This window comes from Nocardia transvalensis NBRC 15921, from assembly GCF_000308875.1.
Taxonomy (GTDB): domain Bacteria; phylum Actinomycetota; class Actinomycetes; order Mycobacteriales; family Mycobacteriaceae; genus Nocardia; species Nocardia transvalensis.
This window is the reverse complement of sequence record NZ_BAGL01000061.1, coordinates 68290-89665: the sequence shown is the minus strand read 5'-3', so window position 1 is coordinate 89665 and position 21376 is coordinate 68290. Positions and strand designations below refer to the sequence as shown.

At 70.5% G+C, this 21376-nt stretch carries 22 protein-coding genes; 11 read left to right on the top strand and 11 right to left on the bottom strand.

From position 1 onward, the window contains the following. Positions 1-10: 10 nt before the first annotated feature. Together ON41_RS21225 and ON41_RS21220 are read right to left on the bottom strand one after the other, a co-directional pair. A complete protein-coding gene (locus ON41_RS21225) occupies positions 11-409 on the bottom strand; it encodes a hypothetical protein (RefSeq protein ID WP_051162073.1) in 399 nt (132 codons plus the stop codon). Continuing rightward, positions 410-739, bottom strand: a complete 330-nt coding sequence (locus tag ON41_RS21220; protein WP_040749441.1) for an ArsR/SmtB family transcription factor — start codon at positions 737-739, stop codon at positions 410-412. Positions 740-831: 92 nt separating this feature from the next. Here ON41_RS21220 and ON41_RS21215 point away from each other — a divergent pair, with 92 nt between their 5' ends. The 3 genes from ON41_RS21215 (at position 832) to ON41_RS21205 (ending at position 4651) form a co-directional block, all read left to right on the top strand. Beyond that, complete coding sequence (locus tag ON41_RS21215) at positions 832-2043, top strand: MFS transporter (RefSeq protein WP_051162071.1); 1212 nt, start codon at positions 832-834, stop codon at positions 2041-2043. 70 nt (positions 2044-2113) lie between these two features. Then, complete coding sequence (locus ON41_RS21210) at positions 2114-3550, top strand: pentapeptide repeat-containing protein (protein WP_040749440.1); 1437 nt, start codon at positions 2114-2116, stop codon at positions 3548-3550. Positions 3551-3895: 345 nt separating this feature from the next. Further along, positions 3896-4651: an SDR family NAD(P)-dependent oxidoreductase gene (locus ON41_RS21205; RefSeq protein WP_246829571.1), complete on the top strand. Its 756-nt coding sequence runs from the start codon at positions 3896-3898 to the stop codon at positions 4649-4651. A 1-nt stretch (position 4652) separates the two neighbouring features. Here ON41_RS21205 and ON41_RS21200 read toward each other — a convergent pair whose 3' ends face one another. Further along, on the bottom strand, positions 4653-5300 hold the full coding sequence (locus tag ON41_RS21200; RefSeq protein WP_040749438.1) for a class I SAM-dependent methyltransferase: 648 nt from the start codon (positions 5298-5300) through the stop codon (positions 4653-4655). Between the two features lie 122 nt (positions 5301-5422). Between ON41_RS21200 and ON41_RS21195 the strand changes: the two genes are divergently transcribed. From ON41_RS21195 to ON41_RS21185, 3 genes are all read left to right on the top strand, one after another. After that, a complete protein-coding gene (locus ON41_RS21195; protein ID WP_040749437.1) occupies positions 5423-6538 on the top strand; it encodes an alcohol dehydrogenase catalytic domain-containing protein in 1116 nt (371 codons plus the stop codon). 90 nt (positions 6539-6628) lie between these two features. Then, positions 6629-7384 (top strand): 4-hydroxy-tetrahydrodipicolinate reductase, encoded by a 756-nt coding sequence (gene dapB / locus ON41_RS21190; RefSeq protein ID WP_083905511.1) that lies wholly within the window; start codon positions 6629-6631, stop codon positions 7382-7384. Next, positions 7381-7866: a hypothetical protein gene (locus ON41_RS21185; protein ID WP_040749436.1), complete on the top strand. Its 486-nt coding sequence runs from the start codon at positions 7381-7383 to the stop codon at positions 7864-7866. Before dapB ends, ON41_RS21185 begins: the two co-directional genes overlap by 4 nt. A 57-nt stretch (positions 7867-7923) precedes the next feature. On the opposite strand, the gene ON41_RS21180 is transcribed toward ON41_RS21185, so the two are convergent. Further along, positions 7924-8766 (bottom strand): MerR family transcriptional regulator, encoded by an 843-nt coding sequence (locus ON41_RS21180; RefSeq protein WP_040749435.1) that lies wholly within the window; start codon positions 8764-8766, stop codon positions 7924-7926. Positions 8767-9189: 423 nt separating this feature from the next. On the opposite strand from ON41_RS21180, the gene ON41_RS21175 reads away from it, so the two are divergent. Beyond that, entirely contained in the window at positions 9190-10509 is a 1320-nt protein-coding gene (locus ON41_RS21175; RefSeq protein ID WP_040749434.1) for a cryptochrome/photolyase family protein, read from the top strand. A 5-nt stretch (positions 10510-10514) separates the two neighbouring features. Here the strand turns inward: ON41_RS21175 and puuE are convergent, their stop codons facing one another. The 6 genes from puuE to ON41_RS21145 all read right to left on the bottom strand — a co-directional run bounded on the left by puuE (position 10515) and on the right by ON41_RS21145 (position 17094). Continuing rightward, positions 10515-11420 (bottom strand): allantoinase PuuE, encoded by a 906-nt coding sequence (gene puuE, locus ON41_RS21170; RefSeq protein ID WP_040749486.1) that lies wholly within the window; start codon positions 11418-11420, stop codon positions 10515-10517. A 2-nt stretch (positions 11421-11422) separates the two neighbouring features. Then, complete coding sequence (gene alc / locus ON41_RS21165; RefSeq protein ID WP_083905510.1) at positions 11423-12496, bottom strand: allantoicase; 1074 nt, start codon at positions 12494-12496, stop codon at positions 11423-11425. Beyond that, the gene (locus ON41_RS21160; RefSeq protein ID WP_051162067.1) at positions 12493-13707 is read right to left on the bottom strand and encodes a DUF6986 family protein; all 1215 of its coding nucleotides are present in this window, start codon (positions 13705-13707) and stop codon (positions 12493-12495) included. Before ON41_RS21160 ends, alc begins: the two co-directional genes overlap by 4 nt. A 151-nt stretch (positions 13708-13858) precedes the next feature. Further along, a complete protein-coding gene (locus tag ON41_RS21155; RefSeq protein WP_040749433.1) occupies positions 13859-14599 on the bottom strand; it encodes an aspartate/glutamate racemase family protein in 741 nt (246 codons plus the stop codon). A gap of 5 nt (positions 14600-14604) precedes the next feature. Further along, the gene (locus ON41_RS21150) at positions 14605-16134 is read right to left on the bottom strand and encodes an NCS1 family nucleobase:cation symporter-1 (protein ID WP_051162091.1); all 1530 of its coding nucleotides are present in this window, start codon (positions 16132-16134) and stop codon (positions 14605-14607) included. Positions 16135-16362: 228 nt separating this feature from the next. Then, complete coding sequence (locus tag ON41_RS21145) at positions 16363-17094, bottom strand: GntR family transcriptional regulator (RefSeq protein WP_040749432.1); 732 nt, start codon at positions 17092-17094, stop codon at positions 16363-16365. Between the two features lie 31 nt (positions 17095-17125). Here ON41_RS21145 and ON41_RS21140 point away from each other — a divergent pair, with 31 nt between their 5' ends. From ON41_RS21140 to ON41_RS21125, 4 genes are all read left to right on the top strand, one after another. Beyond that, a complete protein-coding gene (locus ON41_RS21140; protein ID WP_040749431.1) occupies positions 17126-17578 on the top strand; it encodes a flavodoxin family protein in 453 nt (150 codons plus the stop codon). A 228-nt stretch (positions 17579-17806) separates the two neighbouring features. Next, positions 17807-18502, top strand: a complete 696-nt coding sequence (locus ON41_RS21135) for a response regulator transcription factor (RefSeq protein WP_174411344.1) — start codon at positions 17807-17809, stop codon at positions 18500-18502. Next, complete coding sequence (locus tag ON41_RS21130; RefSeq protein WP_040749430.1) at positions 18499-19779, top strand: sensor histidine kinase; 1281 nt, start codon at positions 18499-18501, stop codon at positions 19777-19779. Before ON41_RS21135 ends, ON41_RS21130 begins: the two co-directional genes overlap by 4 nt. Then, positions 19766-20809: a DUF8320 family protein gene (locus ON41_RS21125; RefSeq protein ID WP_051162065.1), complete on the top strand. Its 1044-nt coding sequence runs from the start codon at positions 19766-19768 to the stop codon at positions 20807-20809. The genes ON41_RS21130 and ON41_RS21125 overlap by 14 nt, the downstream gene beginning before the upstream one ends. Positions 20810-20812: 3 nt before the next feature. Here the strand turns inward: ON41_RS21125 and ON41_RS21120 are convergent, their stop codons facing one another. Continuing rightward, positions 20813-21262: a hypothetical protein gene (locus ON41_RS21120; protein ID WP_040749429.1), complete on the bottom strand. Its 450-nt coding sequence runs from the start codon at positions 21260-21262 to the stop codon at positions 20813-20815. Positions 21263-21376 lie beyond the last annotated feature (114 nt).

The window sequence follows — 21376 nt, the reverse complement described above, 5'->3', positions numbered from 1 at the left end:
CGGTCCGGGGTCAGGACGCCGCGGGGATGGCGGTCTCGTGCACCGAGCGCCAGGAGTAGAGCTGGCCGTCGGTGAGCAGGACCGCGGTCACCCGGCGGCGCATGCTCGCGCCGCCGAAGCGGTTCTCGGCGACGAAGCGCACGATGACGAGCTTCGTGGTGCGGGCGATCTCGGTGACATCGGTGATCTCGATCTCCAGGCCAGGCTGGGCGTTGCGCGCCGACCACACCCCCGACAGCAGCGCGTCGCGAGTCACGGCCTCGCCCGTGGTGACGACCGAGGTGAACCCGTCGTCCAGCGCGTTGGCGAACCGGTCGAAGACCTTCGGCGGCGCGTCGGTGCCCAGCCATTCGGCGAGATCCGAATGCAGGTCCACGACCACCTCGGTCAGTTCGGCGATCGGTGACATCTAGTCCTTCGGTTCGCTCCGATTGGCCGCGGCCACCACCGCGTCCAGCAGTCCGGGCAGTTCCCGGGCCACCTCCTCGGTGCGCAGCCGCGCGTAGGTCTGCCCGTCCTCGATGATCTTCTCGGTGAGACCGGCCTGGCGCAGCGTTTTCAGATGATGCGTCGCGGTCGACTTGTTGATCGTGTCGTAGAGCAGGCCGCAGCGCACCGGTGTGCCCGCGTTGGCCAGCCGTCGCACCATCTCCAGGCGGACCGGGTCGTGCAGCGCGTCGAGCACGGTCTGCACCGGGGCGACCGGAAATGCCTCGACGACGCGGTTCGTTTCCGTCATGATCTTCCTCACTGACGGTTTGATGGGAATCGTACCGGCGTTACGGTGGTTGGGTTCGATCGCAATCAAACTTACCTGATGGAGAGGGAGCGATGGCAGCGACAGTGGCTGTATCCCCGGTCGAGCGGACGGCGCAACCCTGGGCATACGCGTTGATCCTGACCGCCAGCGGCGTCGCGCTCGGAGTGTCCGGCGCGCCCGCACCGCTGTACGGCCTGTATCAGAAGGAGTGGCACTTCTCGCCGCTGACCACCACCCTCGTCTTCGCCGTGTACGCGGTCGCGGCCCTGGGCGCGGTGCTGGTGTCCGGCAAGATCTCCGACGTTGTGGGGCGCAAGCCGGTGCTGCTGGGCGCCTTCGCCACCATGGTGCTCGGCCTGGTCGTGTTCCTGCTGGCCGACAATGTCGCGATGCTGCTCGTGGCCCGCGCCCTGCACGGGATCGCGGTCGGCGCGACGGTGGTGTCCGGCGCGGCGGCGCTGCTGGATCTGCGGCCCAAGCACGGCGCGCGGTCGGGGCAGCTGACGGGCGTGGCGTTCAATGCCGGTATGGCCGTGGCGATTCTGGGCTCGGCTCTGCTGGCGCAGTACGTACCGCATCCGCTGCGCACGCCGTACGTGGTGATCACCGTGCTGTGCCTGCTGATCGGCGTGGGCGTGGTGCTGATGCGGGAGACCCACACCAAGCGCGTGACCGGCCCCATCCGGATCGCGAAACCCGCGGTGCCGCACGAGATTCGCGCGGACTTCTGGTTCTCGGCGCTGGGCGTGATGGCGGCCTGGTCGGTGCTGGGCGTGCTGCTGTCGCTGTATCCGGCGCTCGCCGCGGAGAAGACCGGCGTGCACAACCTGGTGTTCGGCGGGGCGGTGGTCGCCTCCACGGCGACCGCGGGCGCGCTGGCCCAGCTGTTTGCCACCGGGATTCCGGCGCGGCGCGCGGCGATCGGCGGCGACACCGGGATGGCGATCGCGCTGCTGCTGACGATTCCGGCGCTGGCGACGCACAACTGGGCCGTGGTGCTGGTGGCCGGGGTGTTGCTCGGCGGCACCTTCGGGCTCGGGTTCGGCGGATCGCTGCGGCATCTGTCCAATGTTGTGCCGCAGCACAAGCGGGGCGAGACGATGTCGGCCTACTACCTGCTCGCCTATACGTCGATGGCGCTGCCGACCATCCTGGCCGGCTGGGCGGCGACGACCTGGGGCATGGGGACGATATTCCCGTGGTTCGTGGCGGTGGTCGCGGCGGCGTGCCTGGTCGCGGCGGGTCTCGGGCTGCGCGGGAGCCGGGCGGCTGCCGCGGCCTGAAAGGTCAGGGGCATAAGGGAAATCGCCGCTCGCGCTGCCGTGGGCGGCGATTTCTCGCTACCATGCGGCTATGCGGAGGCGGGGGAAGTGGGGCGGGCGGCTCGGCCGGAGAATGCGGCGCTCGGCGCTGCTGCTGTCGGTGGTGACGGCGGTACTCGGCGGGCTGGCGATCTCCGGCCTGGCGTGGTGGACGCTGTGGCTGCTGCTCGGGGCCAAGACGGAGACGCCGAATCAGGTGGATCTCACCAAGATCGCGCTGTCGGTGACGGCCGGAATCGGCGGCGCGGTCGCGCTGGTCGTGGCCTACCGGCGGCAGCGCGACAACGAGCGGGGCCGGTTCGCGGAGCTGTTCGGGGCGGCGGCCAAGCAATTGGGCGATCCGGATGTGGCGGTGCGAATCGCCGGCGTGTACGCGATGGCCGGGGTCGCGGACGAGTTCAGCGCGGGCGGGCGGCGGCAGCAGTGCATCGACGTGCTGTGCGGCTACCTGCGGCTGCCCTACGATCCGCGCGACGGCGCCAATCACCTGGTGTCGCGCAAGGAGACCGGGGCCGGGGAGGTCGTGGTCGAGCGGGCGTATCAGATCCGGCAGAACGACAGCGAGGTGCGCCGGACGATCGTCGCGGTGATCGTGGCGCACCTGCGGCGCAAGGCCGAAACCTCGTGGTCCGCCTACAATTTCGACTTCGACGACGCGATTCTCGAGGACGTCGACTTCCGGTACGCGATATTCGCGGGGAAGCACACGCATTTCCGCGGCGCGTGCTTCACCGGGTCGCGGACCGCGAACTTCGAATTCGTGCAGTTCCTCGGCAAGCATGTCACCTTCCACGGGGCCGTCTTCGGGAGTCCGACGCTGTTCCGGGGCGCCCGGTTCACCGGGACCGAGGCGGAGGATGTCAGCACCGGACGCTCCGGGACGAGCTTCGTCGACGCCACGTTCACCGGGCCGGTGTCCTTCGAGGGCGCCGAGTTCGGCGGCCCGCGTACGCGTTTCACCGGCGCCACCTTCTCCGGCGACGAGACCAGCTTCGCCGGAGCGCGTTTCGACGCCGAGGCCACCCGGTTCGACAGCGCCACCTTCGACGGCGGCCGAGTCCGCCTGGACCGCTGCGCGTTCGCCGGCGGCCAGGTCTCGTTCGCCGGCGCGCGGTTCTACGCCGAGCGGACCTCCTTCGACGGCGCCCGCCTCGGCGCGAAGGCGCGCTGGCGCCACACCGGAAGCGACGCGGTCGATTTCACCCGCGCCGAATTCCACGGCGCCGTCTCCTTCGCCGGCGCCCGCTTCGAGGGCACCGCCGCCGACTTCACGGCGGGCGACTTCTTCGGCGAGATCTCCTTCCGCAGAACCGAGTTCGCGGCCAAGGCCACCCGCTTCGACCACCCCACAGCCTGGGTAGGCGTCACGGTCGACTGGGACGAGGACCTCACCCGCCGCCCCACCCACCTCTCCCCCCTACCCTGGCCACCGGTCCCGGCCACCCCACCCCCGACCCCACCGACCTGACGCCCCCACCGCCCCCTTTTTTCCGGCATGCTTTTGGCCGGAATCCCCGGTGCGGACGATGGATCCCGGCCAAAAGCATGCCGGAAAACAGTCAGTGGCGGTGTGCCGGAAAACAGTCAGTGGCGGTGTGCCGGGAAACAGTCAGTGGCGGTGTGCCGGGAAAATTTGGTGGCGGTGTGCTGGGGATGTGACCACGGCCGGGCCCGGCGCGGCGCGTGATTGAATGGCGGCATGGTCGAGGGGAAGCCGAAGACGGGGACCGTGCGTGCGCGAGTTGCCCGGCGGGTCGCGCCACATATGCTGCGGCCGGTCGGGGGCGTCCGGGGGAGTGGAGCGACATCGCTGGTGGGCAAGCGGATCCTGCTCACCGGGGCATCCGCCGGTGTGGGCCGGGCCGCGGCGCTGCGCCTGGCGGCCGCGGGGGCCGAACTGATCCTGGTCGCGCGGCGCGGTGAGGAGCTGGCGTTGCTCGGTGACGAGATCGCGGCGGCGGGCGGCAAGGCCGAATGCCGTGTCTGCGATATCGCCGATCCCGATCAGGTCGAGGACCTGGTGCAGTGGGTCGTCGGTGATGCCGGTGCGGTGGATGTGCTGATCAACAACGCGGCCCGGTCGATTCGCCGCCCGCTGGTCGAATCCTTCGACCGCATGCACGATTTCCGGCGCACCATGGCCGTCAACTACTTCGGCGCGGTGCAGCTCACCCTCGGATTGCTGCCCGGTATGGCGGAGCGCGGGTCGGGGCACGTGATCAACGTCGGCACCTGGACGGTCGCCGCCGACACCTCCCCGCGGTTCGCGGCGTATCACGGGTCGAAGGCGGCCCTCGCGGGGTTCGGCCGCTGCGCAGACGGCGAATTATTCTCGCGGGGAATCGCTTTCACGTCGATCCACTATCCGCTCGTGCACACGGCGATGAGCGCGCCGACCGATCGCTATCGCGCGATGCCGGGCCTGACGCCGGAGCAGGCGGCGGAATGGATGATGCGGGCGATCCGCACCCGGCCCGTGCGCATGGTGCCCCGGTACGCCGCCGGACTGCGGATGCTGGGGATGGTCGCACCGCGCGCGGTGGACCGCATGCTGATGCGCTGGGGATGAGCTACCGCTTCCGGCCCACCGTGATCACGTCCGGAATGAGCCAGCGCGGCAGCGGGCGGTGGATGCGGCGCTGATCGGAGACCTCGAAACCGGCCACGCGCACCATGTTCCGCACCTCCGACGGGGACGGCGCGTGATACGGGCTGAGGGTGGTGCGGGTGAGCTGGCGGACCGGGCTCGCGAGATGGCCGGAGGGATTCACGGTGGAGACCGCGACCAGGCCGCCCGGGGCCAGGACACGGGCGAATTCGGCGAGTGCGGCGGGCTGGTCGAAGAAGTGGAACGCGCTGGTGGTGACCACCGCGTCCAGGGCCTCGTCGCCGAACGGCAGGCGCTCGGCCGGGGACTGCATCCAGGTCACCCGCGTGGATCGGGTGCGGGCCTGGGCCAGCATGCCGGGGGAGGCGTCGATGCCGAAGATCTGCTCCGGCTCCAGCTCGCGGAGAATGCGGGTGGTGAGAATGCCTGTGCCGCACCCGATATCGGCGATCCGGCGGGACCCGGCCGCCCGGAGTTCGGCGATCACCTGATCCTGCGGCGGGCGGTACACCATGTGCTGGAGTAGCGGGGTGTCGTAGCCGCGGGCGACGCGGCCGAAGGAGTCGGTGATCAAGCGGTTGAGCCCGCGGGTCGGGGACGTCGTCTTCATGGCCTCGCCTCGTTGCTGGTTCTCGGCTGATTCTCGCCGCCTGCGGCGATTATGCCTCCCGGCGGGGGCCGCGCGCGACGGGCGCTGTCCACCGTCCACCCGCAGGCGGTAGCGTCGGGTGAATGAGGATCCGCGGTGCTGTGCTGGAACGAATCGGCGATCCGACGCCGTACGCCGAGTCGAGGCCGCTCGTCGTCGACGAGCTGGAGCTGGGGGAGCCGGGACCGGGCGAACTGCTGGTCCGGATCGAGGCCGCGGGGCTGTGCCACTCGGATCTCTCGGTCGTGGACGGCAATCGGGTGCGGCCGGTGCCGATGCTGCTCGGGCACGAGGCCGCCGGGCGGGTCGAGCGGATCGGCTCCGGAGTGGGCGATATCGCCGTGGGTCAGCGCGTGGTCATGACGTTCCTGCCCCGCTGCGGCGAGTGCGAGGGCTGCGCCACCGACGGCCGCACCCCGTGCGTCCCCGGCAGCGCGGCCAACAACACCGGTGAGCTGCTCGGCGGCGGTCGCCGGCTGCTGCGCGGCGGGGCGGCCGTGCACCATCACCTCGGCGTCTCCGGTTTCGCCACGCACGCGGTGGTCGACCGGCGCTCGGTGGTGCCCGTGGACGACGATGTGCCGCCGGACGTCGCGGCCGTCCTGGGCTGCGCGGTGCTGACCGGCGGCGGCGCGCTGCTGAACTCCGCCCGGCCCGGTCCGGACGACCGGATCATGGTCGTCGGCCTCGGCGGTGTCGGTATGGCGGCGGTCCTGGTGGCGGCGTCGCTGCGCGAGCAATTCGGGAACGAGGTCATCGCCGTCGACACCCTGCCCGAAAAGCTCTCCCTGGCAACGGAACTCGGCGCCACCCAGGTTCACACACCCGCGGAGCTGGCGGAGCGGGGCATCGTGGCCGACGTCGTGGTCGAGGCCGCGGGCAATGTGCGGGCGTTCGAGACCGCCGTCGCCGCCACCGCTCCCGGCGGCACCACGGTGACCGTCGGCCTGCCCCATCCCGACGCGCGGGCGAGTATCTCGCCGCTCGGCCTGGTCGCGCAGGGCCGGTCGATCGTCGGCAGCTACCTCGGCTCGGCCGTGCCCGCTCGTGACATTCCGAAGTACATCACGATGTGGCGCGCGGGCCGGCTACCCGTCGAGCGGTTGGTGTCGTCGCGCATCCGCCTCGAGGACATCAACGGCGCGATGGACGAGCTGGCCGCCGGGCACGGCTTGCGGCAGGTCATCACTTTCGACTGAGGTCCGCGCGAGCCGACCGGGGTGACCGCCGCCGATCGCGGGAACAGTAGGCTCGGCGGGGACGATCGGACGGCATGTGAGGAGTTCAGGGTGACGGCGAACCCGATCCGGGTGGGTGTGCTCGGCGCGCGCGGCAAGGTCGGGCAGGCGATCTGCGCGGCGGTCGAGGCGGTCGGCGATCTGGAACTGGTCGCGCAGGTCGACAAGGACGACGCGCTGGACGCGTTCACCGACGGCGGCGCGCAGGTCGTGGTCGACTTCACCCACCCCGGCGTGGTCATGCCGAATCTGAAATGGCTGGTGGAGCACGGAATTCACGCCGTGGTCGGCACCACCGGATTCGACGCGGAACGGCTGGACGAGGTACGCGGCTGGCTGTCCGGCAAGCCCGAGGTCGGCGTGCTGATCGCGCCGAACTTCGCGATCGGCGCGGTGCTGTCGATGAAGTTCGCCGAACAGGCCGCCCGCTGGTTCGACTCGGTCGAGGTCATCGAACTGCACCACCCGAACAAGGCCGACGCGCCCTCGGGCACCGCGTACCGCACCGCGGGCATCATCGCCGAGGCACGCGAGCAGGCGGGCGTCGGCCCGAGTCCCGATGCCACCACCACCGAACTCGACGGCGCGCGCGGCGCGAGCGTGGACGGCGTGCGGGTGCACTCGGTGCGGCTCGCCGGGCTCGTCGCGCACCAGGAGGTGCTGTTCGGCACTCAGGGCGAGACCCTGACCATCCGCCACGACTCGCTCGATCGCACCTCGTTCGCCCCCGGCGTGCTGCTGGGCGTGCGGCAGATCGGCGACCGGCCCGGCCTGACCGTCGGCCTCGATCCGCTCCTGGACCTGTGAGCGGCGCCGACGACACCCGGCGGCAGGTCTGGGTGAAGGTGGCCTTCATCGCGTTCCTGGTGCTGGCGCTGGCCTTCTACTTCGTCCTGCTGGGGCGGATCGCGGTGGACCTGATCGCCACCGGTTCGGCCGCGGGTATGGCCATCGGTATCGGCGTGCTGATCCTGCCCGTCCTCGGGGCCTGGGTCGTCGGCACCAGCCTGCGCGCCGCGCTGGCCCATCAGCGACTGGCCCGCCTCGCCCACGACGAGGGCAGCGAGCTGGACGTCTCCGAGCTGCCGCGGCGTGCCTCCGGCCGGATCGAGAAGTCCGCCGCCGACGCACTGTTCGAGCAGGTGCGGAAGGAGTGGGAGGCGGATCCGGAGAACTGGCGCACCAACTACCGCGCGGCCCGCGCCTACGACTATGCGGGTGACCGGTCCCGTGCCCGTGAATCCATGCGGCGGGCCGTGGCGCTCGAGCGGCAGGAACGTCAGGGCTAGGTTCGCTGCGTAATCGTTGCGCCTGTGTTCCGTGCCGGATGGTCCGGTATGTCGTATTCAGCCGAGTAGGTCGACGGCGGCGCGGAGGCTGCCGACCTGGATCACGGCCTCGGGTAGTAGGACGGCATCCCAGCCGGGCCCGCCCACCAGAACCCGCGCTCGCGCGGTGACGCAGGCGCGCACCGCGGATGCCAGCGCGGTGGATTCCTGTTGCGACCACAGCACGACGGAGGTGGGCTCGGCGCGGCGTGCCAGCGCGTCGGTCAGCGCGCCGGTCGGGACGTCCGGGCCGAGCATGAGCGAGCCCACCCCGCGCTCGGCGAGCGCCGCGCGGAGCACCTCCAGCGGCAGCGAATGGGTCTCGCCGCTCGTGCACGCGAGGACCACGCCGGGCGCCCCGGTCACCATCGGCGGGGGCGCGACGCGCTGCAGTACCGAGGTGATGCACCACGACAGCAGATGCTCCACATCGATGCAGCCCACCCCCTCCAGCTGTTGCGCGACGATATCGGCGAATGCGGGGCGGCACAACGTATTCCACGTGTCGGCGACACCGTGCGCGCGGAAGTGCGCGGTCAGCAGTTCCGACACCATGGCCGCGTCGGAGGTGAAGGCCGCGGTCAGCAGCGGCCCCCGGTCGCCGTGATCCACCGCGGGCGCGCGCACCGCGGCGGCGGCCCCGGCCGGACTGGCTCCGGCGCGAATGAGATCGAGCATGCGCGCCACCTGAGCGATATCGGCCTCGGTGTAGAGCCGGTGCGCGCCCGGGCGGTGCCGCGGCGGGCCGATGTCGTAGCGGTGGTTCCAGCTCCGCAGCGTCGCGGTCGGAATGCCGAGCCGATCGGCGACCGCGCGCACCGTGTAGCCCACATCCGATTCGGGGGCGGAACGGGCGGGCATTGCCTCATTCTGCCTGCCCGCCCGGCGGCCCTGTCGGAGTGGTCGGCCGCGCGCGCGTCGCGGGGCCGGCGACGGACGGTGGGGTCAGTGCGACATCACCCGGGATGCTCCGGCCTGGTCATGGCGGTGACACCGAGGAATACCGGCGAATATGCATCGTTGATGCATCGTTTGTGAGTACGATGGGCCGCAGCCGACCCGAGGAGAATCAGTGCACGTGCCCGATCCGCACGACCGATTCCGCTGGATCTTCACCGCGCGCCGGATGGTGGCGCACTCCGGCCACGAGCTGGGCCCGCGCGAGGAGGCGTGTGCGGGGATCCGGCCGCCGCGAGGGTCGTGCCGGTACCGGCGGGGAAGAGCCGCCCGACGCCGTGCCGGCACGACCCTCGTGGCGACCGGGCCGAGCCGTGGGGTCGCCCGATGACGGTGACCATCGCCCTGTTCACCCGGGACCTGCGGGTGCACGACAATCCGGTGCTGACCGCCGCGCATCGTGAGGGCGACGCGGTGGTCCCGCTGTTCGTCGTCGACGACGCCATCGTCGGCGAGCGGGGGTCGGCCAACCGGGCGCGCTTTCTCGCCGCCGCGCTCGCCGAACTCGACGGCGAATTGCGTTCGGCGAACGGACATCTGGTGGTCCGGCACGGCGACGTCGTGGACGCGGTCGACGCGGTGGCCACCGAGGTGGACGCCGAGAGCGTGCACATCGCCGCCGATGTGAGCTGGTACAGCCGCAAGCGGGAGGAGGCACTGCGCGAGCGGCTGGCCCGCCGCGACATCCGGCTGCACGCCCACCCCGGGACGATCACGGCTGTCGACCCGTCCGAGCTGGCGCCGGCGACGGGACGGGATCACTTCGCCGTCTTCACGCCCTACTACCGGCGCTGGCTCGAGGTCCCGCTGCGGCGGCCGCTGCCCAAGCCCACCGGCCTCGAAGTGCCTCGGGTGCAGAGTGATCCGCTGCCCGGCTTCGCCGACCAGGCCGACGCGTGCTCGCCGCAGTTGGCCGTCGGCGGCGAGACCAGTGCGCGAAAAGAGGTGCGGCGCTGGCTGTCCGGCCGGATCGCCGGCTACGCGACCGACTCCGACGCGCTGGATGCCGACGCCACCTCGCACCTGTCGGCATACCTGCACTTCGGCTGCCTGTCGACGACGGAGATCGTCGCGAAGACCGACGTGACGACCCCCGGCGGCGAGGCGTTCGTGCGCCAGCTGGCCTGGCGGGAGTTCCACCACCAGGTGCTCGCGGCGCGGCCGCAGGCGGGGTGGCGGGACTACCGGCCCGCGCGGATCAGCTGGCGCGACGATCCGGAATCGGTCGAGGCGTGGCGCGCCGGGCGCACCGGCTACCCCGTCGTGGACGCCGGCATGCGGCAGCTCCGCGCCGAGGGCTGGATGCCCGGCCGCGCCCGGCTGATCGCCGCCAGCTTCCTGACCAAGACGCTCCAGGTGGACTGGCGGATCGGTGCCCGGCACTTCCTGCGCTGGCTGGTCGACGGCGATATCGCCAACAACCAGATGAACTGGCAGTGGATGGCCGGCACCGGCAACGACACCCGCCCCAACCGCGTCCTCAACCCCCTCCGCCAGGCCGAGCGCCACGACCCCGACGGCGAGTACGCCCGCCGCTGGGTCCCCGAACTCGCGCACCTCGAAGGAGTGGATGTCCACCGGCCGTGGCGATTCGGGGTGTCGCAGGATGTGTATCCCGCGCCCATTGTGGAGTGCAAAGGGATGTGAAGGAGTCAGCGCGGCGGGTGCACCCTTGCCCAGTGCTCGGCGATGTCTATGCGGCGGGCCAGCCATACCTTGTCGTGGGACTGGACGTAGTCGAGGAAGCGGCCGAGGGCGGCGGCGCGGCCCGGGCGGCCGGCCAGGCGGCAGTGCAGGCCTATCGACAGCATCTTCGGGGATCCGGCGGCGCCCTCGGCGTAGAGGACGTCGAAGGCGTCGCGGAGGTAGGTGAAGAACTCCTCGCCGTTGGCGAATCCGGCGGGGGAGGAGAACCGCATGTCGTTGGCCTCCAACGTGTACGGCACCACCAGGTGGTCGCGGCCGCGCACCTCGACCCAGTACGGCAGGTCGTCGGCGTAGGAGTCGGCGTCGTAGGTGAAGCCGCCGTGCTCGACCACCAGATCCCGGGTGTGCGGCGAGTCGCGGCCGGTGTACCAGCCGCGGGGCGGTTCGCCGAACAGATCGGTGATGATCCGCACCGCCTCGGCCAGGTGCTGCCGCTCGGTCTCCGGATCGACCTCCTGATAGGAGATCCAGCGCAGCCCGTGCCCGGCGATCTCGTAGCCGAGCCGCTTGAACGCCGCCACCGCCTCCGGATTGCGTTCCAGCGCACGGGCCACGGCGAAGACGGTCAGCGGGATGTCGCGGCTCTCGAACGCGCGCAGCACCCGCCACAACCCGGCCCGTGCCCCGTACTCGTACAGCGACTCCATACTCATGTGCCGGTTCGAAAAAGACTGTGCCGGAACGATATCGGACAGGAATGTCTCCGAGCCCGCATCGCCGTCGAGGACGCAGTTCTCGCCGCCCTCCTCGTAGTTGAGGACGAACTGCACGGCCACATTGGCGTCCCCCGGCCACCGCGGATGCGGCGGCGTGGGCCCGTAACCGACCAGGTCGCGCGGATAGTCGGCCACCGTCACTCCCGCTCGGTCCGCAGCTGATCGAGGGCGTCGTCGGCGAGCGCCCCGAATGCCGGCTCCGCGGCCAGCTTGTCGCGCGCGGCCTCGGTGAGAGTGCCGAAGACCCGCAACCGGGCGAAGCCGCCGTCCGGGTAGACGTCCAAGCGCACCTCGGTCACCGGCTCGCTCACCTCGATCGGGAACCGGTGGCGGGCATCGGGCAGCAGATCGGTGCGCGGCAGCAGTTCGACCTCGGCGCCGTCGGCGCGAATACCGGTCAGCTGGGCGGCGCCCGGGCTGTTGAACAGGAAGTACGAGGTGTCGATCTCGACCATGGCCGGAATGCCCTCGCCGGTCAGCCGCACCCGCACCCAGTCGTTGCCGCCGCCGCGCCGCCGGGCGGTCTCCCAGCCCTCGCCCATGATGCGCGGGCGGTCGGGCAGCAGCAGATTCTGCGGCGAGGAGTAGAAGCGGTTGGAGCAGTCGACCACCCGGCCGCCGTTCTCCAGCGCCGCCAGATCGAACGAACCCGAACCCAGCCAGCGCGGATCGGGTTTCGCCTCGCCGTGCACGCGCAGCCGGGCCACCCCGCCGTCGGGATACATGCGCAGCCGCACATGGGTGAAGCGGCGCTCCGAATCGACGGTGAACGGGTTGGCGGTGTCACCCTCGACCTTCGCCCGCGGGACGATGGTGACCCAGCCGCTCGCCGCCGCGACCTCCTCGGCGGGCGGGTAGCCGGCGAGCGCGATCGCCTCCACCGAGATCTCCGGCGGGTAGTTGCCCTTGAACCACGCGGTATCGACGATCACACCCCGGACGACGCCGGGGACGCCCAGGCGCACGACGGCCTCGTCGCAGTCGTCGGCGGCCGGTGCGGTCCCGCCGGGGCGTCGCCGGCGGCGGGTCTCCCAGCCGTCGTAGACCTTGCCCTTGTGCCCGAAGGACTCCGTGGAGAAGGTCGACGCCTCGGGCCGGATCAGATTCTCCTTCTCGGCGAAGGATTCGTCGTTGGCCCAGACGACCGCCCCGCCGAGTGACCGTACGGCCAGATCGGGCAGGAGGGTGAAATCGGTTGGCACGTCGCTCATGTAGTCGGCAACTTCCTTTCTCGCAACAGGGTGAGGACGTCGACGGTGGCGGCCGGGGCCACCACGGTGACGTCGTCGGGTTCGAAGGCCCCGCAGTCCAGTCCGCGCAGGACGACCGTGGCCAGGGCCTGCGCGGTGGCGGGTTCGTCGACCACCGCGCCGCCCCGGCGCGCCAGATAGCGGTCGATGCGGGGCGCGGCCGCCGCCAGCGCGCCCCGGAAGAACGCGAAGGTGGCCAGCCAGCGGGTCACCAGGTGGCCGGGGTGCATATCCCAGCCCTGGTAGTAGCCGCGTTCGAGGGATCGGGTCACCAGCCGGAAGTGGCGCGCGACGGCCGCGGCCACCTCCTCGTCGGTGCCGACCGGCGCCACCTGGGTGGAGCCGTCGCACACCCACACCCCGGTCTGCGCGGCCGCGGCCTGCATGACCGCCTTGGCGTGGTCGGCGACCGGATGCTCGAGCGACTGGAACTGCGGCGAGATACCGCAGGCGGCGCTGTAATCGTAGGTGCCGTAATGCAATCCGCTGCACCGTCCGGCGCTCAGCTGGATCGCCCGCGCGACCGTGGCGGTCCCGTCGGCGGCGATCACGGCCTGCGGGCTCTCGATCTGCAATTCGAAACGCAGTGCGCCGGAAGGTAATCCGTGTGCGGACTCGAGCGCCTCGCACAGGCGTACGGCGAGGTCGGCCTGCTCGGCGGCGCGAATTTTCGGGATCGTGAACACGAATCCGTCCGGCACGCCCCCGGCCCCCTCCAGCACACGCTCCAGCGTACGGATCGCCCGCTCGTACTCGGCGGTGGTGAGCCCCTTGATACGAATGCCACGCGACCGCACCTCGGCAGGCAGCGCGGCCAGAATCTGCCCGGCGCGCAGCGCATCCCGATCCTCGACCTCGTCACCGCGAGTCCCGTACCCGTCCTCGAAGTCCAGCCGCAGATCCTGAACAGGCCGCTGCGCCAGCGTCTCCCGAACCCGCTCGAGGATGTCCGCCCCGGCGAGTTCGGTCAGCAGGCCCGCGTGCCGCTCGGCCAGTTCCGTTGCCGCCACACCCCATTCGTGCGTAATGTCCTTGGAGGCGTCGGCGCCGGACACGTAGGCGGTATGAATCGGCTGGCCGTGCCGGTCCCCCGAATAGTGCCGAGCGAGTTCGGCGTCCACTGTCGACAACCGCGCCGCGAGCCCGGCCAGGAAATCCGGTGGCAGACTCACCGCCGCACCCCCTCAGTTTCCCGGCATACTTCATCGTTTTCCCGGCACGCTTTTGGCCGGGATCTCACGGTGGATTCCGGCCAAAAGCGTGCCGGAAAAATGGTGGGGCTGTGCGCCGGTGTGGTGCGGCTGTGTCTCGTGGTCCGGTGGGTCATCGGGACGCTCCGTCGGTGCCGAAGTCCGACAGTAAGCCTGTGTAGTGCTTGGGCAGCGGGGTGGCGAATTCGCCGCGGCCGGACTTGCGCAGGCCCAGGGTGATCAGCGACTGGACCGAGAGTGTGGCCGCGGCGACGCCGTCGATGACCGGGACGCCGGCCTCATCGGTGAGGTATTCGCACAGGTCGGCCATGCCGGCGCAGCCGAGGACGACCGCGTCGGAGCCGTCGGCGGCCACCGCGGCGCGGCAGGCGTCGGCGATGACGGTACGGACCTTGGGGTCCTCGAGTTCCAGCACCGGGATGTCGGTGGCGTGGATGCCCAGACAGAAGCGTTGCATCCCATAGCGTTCCGCGAGGTCGGCGGCCTGGCCGACGGTGCGGGCCAGGGTGGTGACGACGCTGAAGCCGCGCCCCAGATGGCTCGCGGCGTGCATGGCGGCCTCGGCGATGCCGATCACGGGGCCGCGCGCCAGCTCGCGCGCGGCGTACAGGCCCGGATCGCCGAAGCAGGCGATGACGTAGCCGTCCGCGCCCTCGGCCTCACCGCGCGCGATCTCGGCCAGCAGGCCCGGGACGGCGAGCGCCTCGTCGTAGTGGCTCTCGATGGAGGCCGGGCCCATCGACGGGGTGACCGACTCCACGATCGTGCCGGGGGCGGCCACCGCCCGCGCGCACTGATCGACCACCGCCGTCATGGCGGTGGTCGTATTCGGGTTGATGACACGAATTCTCATGATCCTCAACGGGTTTCGTAGTGGACAGCGGACAGCCGGAAGCGGCCGCGGGTGGCCAGCAACCGGTAGCAGAGCAGGCCCAGCGCACAGCCGATGAACCAGCTGTACTGGGCGGCGGTGTACATACCGGTTATCTTCCCGGAGGTGAGCACCGGAAACATCGCCGCCACCGCGCCGATCGCGGTCGCGATGATCGCGGCCGGGTTGTAGCCCTTGCGGTACCAGTAGGTGCCGGTCTCGGACATCGTGAACAGGTCGTCGACCGCCACCCGCTGCTTGCGGACCAGGTAGTAGTCGGCGATGAGCACACCGAACAGCGGTCCGATGAACGCGCCCAGCGTCTCCAGGGTGTAGTGGATGACGTCGGGGTTGTTGTAGAGGTTCCAGGGCGTGATGACCAGCGAGCCGACGGCGGCGATCATGCCGCCCGCGCGCCAGCTGATCTTCTGCGGATTCACGTTCGAGAAGTCGAAGGCGGGGGAGACGAAGTTCGCGACGATATTGATCCCGATGGTCGCGACGACGAACGTCAGCGCGCCCAGCACGATGGCGAAGGTGTTGTCGATGCGGGCGACGGTCGCCACCGGATCGGTGATCAGCTCGCCGTACACCGGCATCGTCAGCGACGCGGTCACGACCACGAGCAGCGAGAACACCAGGAAGTTGACCGGCAGCCCGAGCAGGTTGGCGCGCTTGACCGCGGAGAAGGAACGCGCGTAGCGGGAGAAGTCGCCGAAGTTCAGCATCGGACCGGAGAAGTACGACACCACCAGCGCGATCGCGCCCAGCATCACCGGAACCGCCGACCAGCCGTGATGGGTCACGGTGGACAGGTTCAGGTCGATGGCGCCCCAGCCCGCCTTGGCGATGAGGTACCCGCACAGCAGGAACATCACGACGTAGACCGCGGGACCGCAGAAGTCGATGAACTTGCGGATGGACTCCATCCCGCGCCAGAACACGGCCGCCTGCAGCACCCACAGCGTCAGATAGCTGACCCAGCCGAGCGCCGACAGCCCGAGGAATCCGTAATCGCCGACCACGGCGTAGGGCGCGAGGCCCGGGAACAGCTTGACCAGCACGACGTCCAGCGCGGCCGAGGCGAGGAAGGTCTGGATGCCGTACCAGGCCACCGCGATCAGGCCGCGGATGACGGCCGGGATATTGGCGCCGAGCACCCCGAACGCGCTGCGGCAGATCACCGGATACGGCACGCCGGTGCGCTGGCTCGGCTTGGCGACCAGATTGCAGAACACGTTGACGATCACGATGCCCACGACCAGCGCGATCAGCACCTGCCAGCTGGCCAGGCCGAGCGCGAACAGGCTGCCCGCGGTGACATAGCCGCCGACGCTGTGCACGTCGGACATCCAGAACGCGAAGATGTTGTAGACACCCCAGGACTGCTTCTCCAGCGGCGCCAGATCCTCGTTGGTGAGCCGGGGGTCGTAGGCGGGATTCGTGGCGCTGCTCGGCGGGGCGGGCGCCGCCGCCTGCCGTCCGGTCGCGAGTGCCGATGCGGCGATCTCGGTCATGTCGCACATCCGATCGATCTGTCCCGCGGCAGCGGGGTGAAACGTAATTCGGACGACGCTATCGAGCCGGTATTGCCCCCTTGTTGCGAAAATCGTATATCTGTTCGCGACAGCCCTCGCGCATCCCTGCCCACTCACCCCCGGCCGTCGTCCGCTTCCACCCCGGCCGTCGTCCACCTCCCTTCCGGCCGACGCCCACTTCGTTTTCCGGCACGCTTTTGGCCGGAATCACTCGTCGCCGCCCCCCGGCTCCGCGAACAACCCCGTGTCCGTCGGCAGCCCTGCTACCACGTGGTTGAGCCTCGCGTGGTGCTGTTCGGTGGCGGCCAGCAGGGCCTCGGCATCCCCGGCGAGAAAGGCCGCGAGCTGGCGGCTGTGATCGGCGTGCAGGACGGCCCGCTCACCCGCGCTGACATGCACCATCGGCTGGATCGGCTCGGTGATGTTCCAGGCGTATTCGAGCATGTGCACCAGCCGGGCCATCCCCGATGGCCGCGTCAGCGCCAGGTGGAAGGTGCGGGTCTCGCGGTGGTAGGCGGCGGGATCGTCGCCGAGCACCGCCTCCTCCAACCGGGCATGAGCCTCGGTGGCGACACGGTGATCCTCGGCGGTGGCATGACGGACCGCGGCGGCCAGCGCGGCGAACTCCAACTGCTCCCGCACCACATACAGCTCGCGCAACTCACCCGCGGTCAGCCGGGTGACGGTATAGCCGAAGTTCGGCCGATGCTCCACCAGCCCCTCACCGATCAGCGTCTGCAACGACTCCCGCACCGGAATGGCACTGACATCGAAACGCTGCGCGAACTCCCGCAACGGCAACCCGACCCCCGGCGGCAGACTCCCCTCGAGGATGAACCGCCGCAACTCGGCCAGAATCTCCTGCTGCGAATACCCACGGCGCGGATCGGCCGGCGGCGTGAACTCCGGAAGCCGGGGAAGTCGTGATCGGCTGGGCATCCCAGAACGGTAGCCCCACTAGGCTCGGGGCGTGCCCACCCTGCTGATCATTCACCACACGCCGTCGCCCTTCATGCAGGACATGTTCGAGGCCGTGTTGTCGGGGGCCACCGATCCGGAGATCGAGGAGGTCGAGGTCGTGCGGCGGGCCGCGCTCGCGGTGACGGCCAGTGATGTTCTCGCGGCCGATGGTTATCTGCTCGGCACCCCTGCCAACCTCGGTTACATGTCGGGAGCGCTGAAACACGCCTTCGACACCTTCTATTACCCGTGCCTGGACTCCACCCGTGGTCGGCCGTTCGGCTACTACATTCACGGCAATCAGGGCACCGAGGGCGCCGAGCGCAGTATCGATTCGGTTACCACCGGGCTCGGGTGGGAGAAGTCCGCGGCGCCCGTGGTGGCAACCGGACCGGTCACGAAAGATCTCCGGGAGCGCTGCTGGGAACTCGGCGGCACCGTCGCCGCCCAGCTCATGGCCTGAAACCCCACGCCAGCCGCCGGACGCGCCGGTAAACCTCGCCCCCCGTTCACCCCCCTTCCGTGGTGGTTGCGCCCCAGTTCATCGCGGCGTCCCCCGATTTCTTGTGGCTGACTACGGCGGACCCGTCCCGGCATACTCGACACCAGGACGTTCCGGTGCCTGTTTAGATGTGCGCGGAGCCGGCCACCGGACGAGGTGTTCGGGATTCTGGGAAGAGGTGAGAGGGCCGTGGACGCGATACAGCAGGGGACGCCGGAGCAGTCGGTGACATCGCACCCGCGCCGGATCGGGCTCGTCGAGGACCACGAGTCCGTCGCGCTGGGGCTGGCGTCGATGCTGGCCGGGGAAGCCGATCTCGAACTTGTCATCACCGCCGGCACGGTGAGCGAATTGCTCTCGGCCGCACCGCAATTGGATCTGGTGGTACTGGATCTGCGGCTGGCGGACGGATCCACCCCGCAGGACAATGTGCGCGCATTGCGCGACCGCGGGCTGGAGGTGCTGGTGTTCACCGGCGCCGACAATCCGTTCCTGGTGCGGTCGGCGGCGCGCGCGGGCGTGCTCGGCGTGGTGCGCAAATCCGAGGACGTGCAGACGGTGGTGTCGGCCGTGCGGGCCGCCGCGTCGGGCGAACAGGTGGTGACCACCGACTGGGCGGCCGCCATCGACAGCGATCCGCAACTGTCGGACGTGGGGCTGAGCCCGCGCCAGCAGGAGGTGCTCACGCTGTACGCGTCGGGCGAGAAGGCATCCCGGGTGGCGCGCCTGACCGGCCTGTCGGAGCAGACGGTCAACGACTATCTGGGCCGCATCCGCCAGAAATACGCCGACGCCGGGCGGCCGGCCCCGACCAAGACCGATCTGTACAAGCGCGCGGTCGAGGACGGCTGGCTGCCCATGCCCGAACGTCACCCCCGGGCATGACCGCTGTCGGTACGTTGCAGGCACCGATCGCCCGGACGGGACCACTGGTGCGTGCGGGGACGTGGTGGCGCGGGCATTCGGTGAGCGAGGACGCGGGCGCGGTGGCGTTCGACCGGATCGTCCGCAGGCTGGGCCTGTCGATGGGGCTCGGCGGGATCATCATGGGCCTGGTCGATCTGCCCGAGATCGTCGCGCAGAGCCGGGTCGCGCCGGGCTGGTGGGCGCCGGTGGCGGTGCTGCTGGTCTTCGCCGGTTTCCCGGCGCTGGCGATCGTCTCGATTCGCTTGCGCCCCACGACCGTTCGCGCCGTCGCCGGAGCGGCCGCGATCGGCTACCTGGCCGGGCTGGCGACGCTGCCGTTCGCCCTGGAGCCCCATACCGTGGACGCGGCCTCGGTCTGGCTGTATCGCCTGCTGCCGCTCGGCATGCTGACCGCCGCGCTGGCGTGGCCGGTGCTGGTGTCGGCGACGTACCTGCTGTTCGGCTCGGTGGCGGTGGCGCTGAGCAATGTCTATCTGGTCGAGGAACTCACCACCATGTCGTGGGTGAGCGCGTTCGCCCGCGCCTTCGGGCTGTCGACGCTGCTGCTGTGGTGCGTGGTCAGCGCGCTGGGCGCGGCCGCGCGGGTGGACTGGGAGTCGGCGCGGGCCAGCCGGCAGGCGGCCTCCTCGGCCGCGGCGTCGGCCCGCGACCACGAGCGGGCCCGCTTCGCGGCGCTGATCCACGATGCGGTGCTGTCCACCCTCCTGGACGCCTCGCGCGGCAACGAGCAGTCGGCCGTGCTGCGCCGGCAGGCGGAACGCACGCTGGAACAACTCGACGAGATCCGCGTCGCCGCACGGGAACCCGATGTGCTGGACGCCCGTGCGGCGGTCATCTTCCTGCGGTCGGCGGTGCACGAAATCAATCCCGGCATCCGCTTCGCGACCCGCACCTGGCCCGGATTCGATGATCTGCGCCTGCCGGTGCACGCCGCCACCACGCTCGCCTCCGCGTTGGGCGAGGCCGTGCGCAACAGCCTGCGGCACGCCTCCGTGTCCGGAAAACCCGTGCACCGCACCGTCACCTGCACCATCAGCGCCGGGAGTATCCGGCTGGTCTTCGCCGACGACGGGGTGGGTTTCGACGTGCGGCGGGTGCCGGCGGACCGGCTCGGCATCTCGGTGAGCATTCTCGGCCGGATGCGGCAGTTGTCCGGCGGTGCGGGATTCGTGGAATCGCAACCGGGCGACGGCACGACGGTGACGCTGGTGTGGGGCGGCGATGGTTCGAACTGACGGCCGCCACCCCGACGTCGCCGCGGGGTTCGGCCTGCGGGAACTGCTGGGTCTGCGTGGCGGCCCGGCGTGGCTGTTCCTGCTGATCCTGGAACTGACGATCGTGCTGTACATGCTGCGCAACCTGTCCGCCTCGCCGTTGTGGGCGGTGCTGGCGGCGCTGGCGATCCAGGTGGTCGCCGGTGCCCTGGTGCTGGTGGTGGCCAGCGATCCGCTGCCGTGGCCGGCGACGGCGTACGTGGTCGCCGCGGGACCGGTGGCGACCGCGCTGACGGTGTGGGGCCTGGATTCCGCCCACGCCGGGCACATGGTGTGGACGACCTTCGTCACCTCCTACGTGATGGCGGTGCTCGTCCTGCGTGGGCGGCTCGGCGCGGCCTGGCTGGGGGTGGCCGGGGTGGTGATCGTCGATTCGGTGACGGCCGCGCGGATCGGGACCGCGGACGGCGCGATCTCCGCCGCCCTGGTGCCCGTCGGCACGGTCACGGCGATCTCGGTCTTCGCGGTGATCATGCGGCCGACCCAGCGCACGCTGCGAATCCTGCGCGAGGAGGTCACGATTCGCGCCGCCGCCGAGGCGACCATGGCCGCCGCCGACGGCGAGCGGATCCGGCAGCTGGCGCGCCTGGACCGGGTGGCGCGGCCGATTCTGGAGCGGATCTCCGAGGGCGCCGAACTCACCGTCGCCGAGCGCGAGGAATGCCGCCTGCTGGAGGCCGAACTGCGGGACGGACTGCGCGCGCCGCAACTGGTCTCGGAGGAACTCAGCGGCGCCGCGCGGGGCGCCCGCTCGCGCGGTGTCGAGGTGGTGCTGCTCGACGACGGTGGTTTCGCGGGCGCGCCGCAATGGGTGCGGCAGCGCGTGATCGACGCGGCGACAAGGGAATTGGATGCCGCCAACGGCGGCTCGGTGACGGTGCGGGTGCTGCCGGTCGGCCGCCGGATGCTGGCGACGGTGCTCGCCAACGCGCCCGATCACGACCGCCGCACCGAGATCGACACCGACGGCAACCTGTCGGTGTCGACCTAGGACTCAGTCGTCACACCGTCCCGGGCCACCCTTGCGCATCTGGTCGCGCAGCGCGTCCTGGACCGTGCTGGACAGCCAGGAGTTCAGGGAGACGCCGCTCTGCGCGGCCGCTTGCTCGGCGCGCGACTTGATCTGGTCGACCAGGCGGAGGGTGACGCGGCTGATATCGCCGGTCAGATCCTCGAAACTAGGGGTTTCCTCCGCCGCGCGCTCGGCCGGGCGCACGTCGACGCGGGCGTCCGTGCCGTCGAACGAGACGTGCACGGTGCGGTCACCCAGCGTCTCGCTGATCTCGGTGGCCAGGTCCGACAGTGCGGCCAGCAGTGTGAGCCGCGCGGCGTTCTCGGTCGCCGCGGCCAGGGCGGCGGCGGTGGCCTGCGTCTTCTCGTCCCCGAGCGCGGCGGCCGCGATCAGGTCGTCCCGCAGTCGCGCGGTGTAGGCGTTCAAATCCATGACACCATCATGACGCCATATTTGACATCACGCCACCTCCTTCGTGATGTCATCTCTGCCGTCACGACTCTTCGGCTCACGTGCCCCCCGCCACACCCCGGCAGCACAGCGCAG